The 4,996-nt window shown below is 56.8% G+C and carries 4 protein-coding genes and 1 pseudogene; 1 reads left to right on the plus strand and 4 read right to left on the minus strand.

What is annotated here, in order from left to right:
- A pseudogene (locus EN914_RS23960) lies at positions 1 to 522 on the minus strand (hypothetical protein); the annotation flags it as partial.
- 836 nt (positions 523 to 1,358) lie between these two features.
- On the opposite strand from EN914_RS23960, the gene EN914_RS23965 reads away from it, so the two are divergent.
- Positions 1,359 to 2,108, plus strand: coding sequence for a response regulator transcription factor (locus EN914_RS23965; protein ID WP_024505400.1), 750 nt, complete (start codon positions 1,359 to 1,361; stop codon positions 2,106 to 2,108).
- Positions 2,109 to 2,440: 332 nt separating this feature from the next.
- Here the strand turns inward: EN914_RS23965 and EN914_RS23970 are convergent, their stop codons facing one another.
- The 3 genes from EN914_RS23970 to EN914_RS23980 form a co-directional block, all read right to left on the minus strand.
- Complete coding sequence (locus tag EN914_RS23970) at positions 2,441 to 3,094, minus strand: PIG-L deacetylase family protein (RefSeq protein WP_024505401.1); 654 nt, start codon at positions 3,092 to 3,094, stop codon at positions 2,441 to 2,443.
- On the minus strand, positions 3,091 to 3,906 hold the full coding sequence (locus tag EN914_RS23975) for a sugar phosphate nucleotidyltransferase (RefSeq protein WP_024505402.1): 816 nt from the start codon (positions 3,904 to 3,906) through the stop codon (positions 3,091 to 3,093). Before EN914_RS23975 ends, EN914_RS23970 begins: the two co-directional genes overlap by 4 nt.
- Positions 3,903 to 4,996 (minus strand): class I SAM-dependent methyltransferase (locus tag EN914_RS23980; RefSeq protein ID WP_127389308.1); only part of this gene is annotated, 1,094 nt, incomplete at its 5' end. The genes EN914_RS23980 and EN914_RS23975, both read right to left, overlap by 4 nt.

The following is a 4,996-nucleotide window of genomic DNA, read 5'->3' on the forward strand; positions in this document are numbered from 1 at the left end:
GTGAAGGCCGCACCACAAAAAGAAGCCGCGCCTGATTTGATCGATCCGGTTGGAGTGCAGCAGCAGGGCGCAAAGTGCTATCGCGGCGAGGCCACCAAGAATAAAGTAGCCCGTCTGCGAAATGTTGGCTGAAACGGGCGCCAATGAATCTTCTACGACTGTTCCACGGTTCTTGGACTGCACGAATACGGTCGTCTGTCCCGCAAAGAACCTCGGAAACAGCCATGATCCGATGATTGCGTAAAGCATAAGGCTTGTAAGGACCCAGATCGACCCGATGCTTCCGAACACGAATCCAAGATCAAACCAGATACGCCGTCTCGCGGCGACGGCCGTGACGAGCAGGCCCGCGAATAAGGTGTAGATCAAGGGGGATGAGCCACCCAGAAAGCTCAGGGTCATCACGGCCGTCGCACCGAAAGCCTGGGAAGCGATCAAGCCTATGATCAGCATTCCCCTTGAATAGTACGCAACAAGCAAAATAGCCGCGCATACTAGCAGTCCCGGCAAAGACACCTGCATGCCGATCGAGTTCCCGGTGAGCGGATACAGCAAGCTGTCCGATGGCCAATCTTTCGGCAGGTGAGTATCCCCCGCAAGAGAGTCAAAGGGGGTAGCCTTCACCCGCGAAGGGAGGTAGCGGACGCGCTCGTCTCCATCGCCCTTGCCCTTGATGGTGAAGGCAGTGGCCGGCGCAAAATGCGATCCTGGGCTGAATGGCCGCATCTATGTCGGCACTAAGAAATGCGCGTGACGGACCGAAGGCTGGCAACGGGCGGGTTGTCTAGAATCCACCATAAGGAGGAGAGGCGATATGACACCCGCGATGTATATCGCATGTTCGGACCCAAGCAGGGTCAGGCAATTCAAGGAAATCTACGAGTGCGCCACTGTGAAAGCCAAGTACCCTGACAGCCATATTGCCAGCAAAGCCGTCGAAAGACTGATCGACGCGCTGGAAGCCGAGATCCAGAATGCCGGATCCGTTCTGGATATGTGTTTGCTGACGGAGGATGGTCCTCAGGTGGCCACCTCAGCCCGAGCCTTCGCAACGCGTATCTGTGTCGGCACAAGCGCGGCGCGGCCGCCCTGGCTTCGCGTTTCCCGGTAGGCGTCGGGATTTCGTGGCTCAAAAATTTACCGAAAATTAACTTATGTTAGCGCCCGCTTGTGAATAGCCCATAAGCTACTCACGCTGTTCTGGCTGGGAATGAGGAACAGCGGGTGCACCAGGTTGGACAATTCCAGCCAGGCTCTCAGAACGGGTGGGCATTACTATACTTTCTGAAGAAACTGACGAGTGAGGGGCTAATTGCCGCCTTAGGGCGGATTTTGTTGGGAAAAGGGTGGGTAAGAGTATGAGTTCCACAGTAGAACTGCATAAATACACTTCGGTAGAGCCGGCAGGAATTCCGTCCGGCGGAAAAGCAACGGTCCATGAACAAGTAGGCAGAGAATGCCTCCTCATCTTGGACGGAAGGGCGCTAGATCGCGAATGTCTGGCATCGGCCTTGGAAGACCACGAACTCGGCATGGCCGTCGAGGCCAAGGGTTCGATAGACGAATGGCGCGTGAAAGAGGGGATGATCCTTGCAGCCATTCTTTTCAACCTGGGCGGCCGGAAAGTCACCGACCATGGCATAGCGGATCAGATCAGGCGCATTTCGTCCGAGTTCAGGTCGGTGCCTGTGGTGATCTTGGCCGACACAGAAGACCTTGCACAGATACTGGCGGCTCTCGAATGTGGCGCACGTGGCTACATTCCGACCTCTGTCGGGATCGACGTCTGTGTCGAGGCGATCAATCTTGCGGTGGCAGGAGGCATTTTCGTTCCTGCAAGTAGTGTCCTGTCCATGCGGCACCTGATAGATTCAGGCAGCCTTGAAACACCTTTGACAGGCATGTTCACGCTCAGACAGGCTGAGGTCGCCCAGGCGCTCCGACGCGGCAAGGCGAACAAGATCATCGCCTATGAGCTGAACCTGAGAGAAAGCACCGTGAAGGTGCACATCCGCAACATCATGAAAAAGCTTAAGGCGACCAACCGGACGGAAGTCGCTTACAAGGTCAACGATCTCTTCGCCGAAGGATCTCTGGCTGTGGAGTGACGAAGCAAATGAGACGCTAACTTTGGTTAAATCGTGCGGACCGTTTTGCTCTCGCGTAGCGTCTGATCTGGGGGATGATTGCTGCACAATTGAGGGACCTCCGTCCCGCTGGACACCCGTGGTGGGCGCCCCGCATATAGCCAGCTCCCATATGTCCTGTTCCTAAAGACTAACCATTGCGAGGCGTCCAAAGCACGCCTGCCTCACTGTCCAGCAACCAGCCGGAAGTGACACTTCGTCAATGGCGAGGACCAGGTTGCTGCTCTCTCGTGGAACTGGTCGTGCCGTCCTGGGGGACCAATCCTTGCGACAGCGACCCCGGAGGGCTATCGCTACAATATTTTGACCTTCCTAAGCGTGAAGGCCTCCGCAAAGTGCTCGGGTGCCCGGCATTCCATTCCACGCAACCGCGCAAGCCCGGCGAATGTCTCCCGATCGAACCAGTCCTTTGAGCGCTGTGTCCCGAAGTGCTCGTGAAGGAGTTGGATCTTGCGTTCCAGCACGTGGGCTGCAATCGGCACATACGCATTGGGTTGGCAAAGATCGCCGTCCCATTTCGGAATCTCGTATTCGAGCACAAGGTGATCGCGGAAAACGTTCCAGGTCAGTTGGTTGACCTCCCTATGGTCCTGATGGGCGTCGAACCTGGCATGGGTTAATATCACGTCGGGATGAACCCTTGATCTTACGTCCATCAGCCAATGCTTTATCGATCGGCTGTGAACTGGGAAATAGCCGTCTTCAAAATCCGCAACGTCGATCGTGGACGAATGGGATCCTTCGAGGAAGGCTTCGGCCGAAGCCCTGGCTTCGGCCGACCGCTGGCCGCCGGCGCTTAAGACGCACCAGTAGACGTGAAGTTTGACCTCCGACGCGATCAGACTGAGGATTGTGCCTCCCGCGCCGATCTCAATGTCGTCGGAATGGGCCCCGACGCACAGAATCGAGAGTTCCTCGCCGCCACGCGCGAGACCAAGCCCCTTCATGATGCGGCCAACCCCATACTACGCCTATTCTTCTCGGCGGTGGCTATCATACTCCAGGGCATGTCGCCCTTTTCGACCATGTCTTCGAGGGATTGCCAATCGCGCAGCGTGTCCATTGAACGCCAGAAACCCTCGTGCTTGTACGCCATCAGCATGTTGTCATCGATCAGACGCTTGAACGGCTCGACAACGAGTTCCTCGCCGTCGCGCATGTAGTTGAAAATTTCCGGACGGAATATAAAGTAGCCGCCATTGATCCAGATCTCCGATGTCTCGGCCGCACGAAACTCGCGCACGCGGCCATCTTCCGCGATGTCGGCCAAATGGTAAGTCAGCGGCGCGTGCACTGCCAGAAAGCACCCGATCTTGCCGCTGGCCTCGAATTTTCCGATCATGTCGTCCAAGTCGACATCGGTCAGGCCGTCGGAATAGTTGGCCAGGAAGATCTTCTCGTTCCTGACGTGATCCTGCGCAGCCCACAGGCGCTCTCCAATGCTGCGCCAAATACCGGTATCGAGCAGAGTGATGCTCCAGTCCTTGATTGTGTCGCCGAGGAGCTTGACGTCCTGGCCTCCTCGCGTAACCACGCAATCGGAAAACGTTTGCGGCCGGGTGTTCAAGAAAAAGTCTTTGATCACGTTGGCCTTGTAGCCCAGACACAACACGAACTCGTCATGCCCATAGTCACTATACCATTGCATGACATGGCGCAGGATCGGCTGGTGGCCGAGCGGTATCATCGGCTTTGGGATGCTTTCGGAATAGTCGCGAATGCGGGTCCCGCGACCGCCACAGAAAAGAATGACTTTCATTTCTCGTACTCCGACGGATCGATTACGGTCACGAAAGGAATCGGCACTACGAATTTCGCGTTCCAAGCGGCGACATGGCGCATCTGCTGAATGATCTCGTCCTTCAGATTCCACGGAAGGATGAGGATGTAGTCTGGCTTAGCCTCGTCGATTGCGTCGACGGGCTTGATCGGGATGTGCATTCCAGGTGTATAACGCCCGTGCTTGTACGGGTTGCGGTCCACTGTGAAATCCAGGAAGTCGGTGCCGATGGCGCAGTAGTTCAGCAGCGTGTTTCCCTTGCCAGGCGCGCCGTAACCGCAAATCGTCTTGCCCTCTTCCTTGGCCGAAATCAGGAATGCCAAGAGATCACGCTTCGCGCGCTGCGCCTTGTAGCCGAAAGAGGCGTAGGTCGACATCTCTCCAAGCCCATGCCTGGTTTCGCGCTCGAGCAATTGGGCGATGCTGTCCTTCCTCGGCCAGGCACTGCCTTCGTGGCAGAGATAGACCCGCAGCGACCCACCGTGGGTGGGAAGTTCCTCGACATCGATCAGCCGCAGCCCGTGACGGGCCGCCATCAGGTCGACCGTCAACAGTGAGAAATACGAAAAATGCTCGTGGTAGATGGTGTCGAACTGGTTCTCCGCCATCAGCCGCTCGATGTGTGGGAATTCGAGAGTGACCATGCCCTCCGGTTTGAGCAGGATCGCCACCCCGGCGACGAAGTCATTGAGGTCTGGCACCTGCGCCAGGACGTTGTTGCCAATGATGAGGTCCGCGCGAAGTCCTTCGCCCACCATTTGATTTGCCAGCCGGACGCCGAAGAAGTCGACCCAGGTGGCCACCCCCTTCTCGATCGCGGCGCGCGCGACATTGGCTGCCGGCTCGACGCCCAACACAGGAACGCCGAGTGGCAGAAAATGCTGCAGCAAGTAACCGTCATTACTTGCGAGTTCCACCGCAAGGCTGTCAGGGCCAAGCCCAAGGCGTCGTGTGATCGTCTCGCAATAAAGTTTCGAATGAGCCACCCAGCTGGTCGAGAACGAAGAGAAGTAGGCGTATTCGCTGAAGATGTTCTCTGGGCTCATATACTCCTTGAGCTGCGCCAGAT

Source organism: Mesorhizobium sp. M7A.F.Ca.CA.001.08.2.1, from assembly GCF_003998455.1.
GTDB lineage: Bacteria > Pseudomonadota > Alphaproteobacteria > Rhizobiales > Rhizobiaceae > Mesorhizobium > Mesorhizobium ciceri.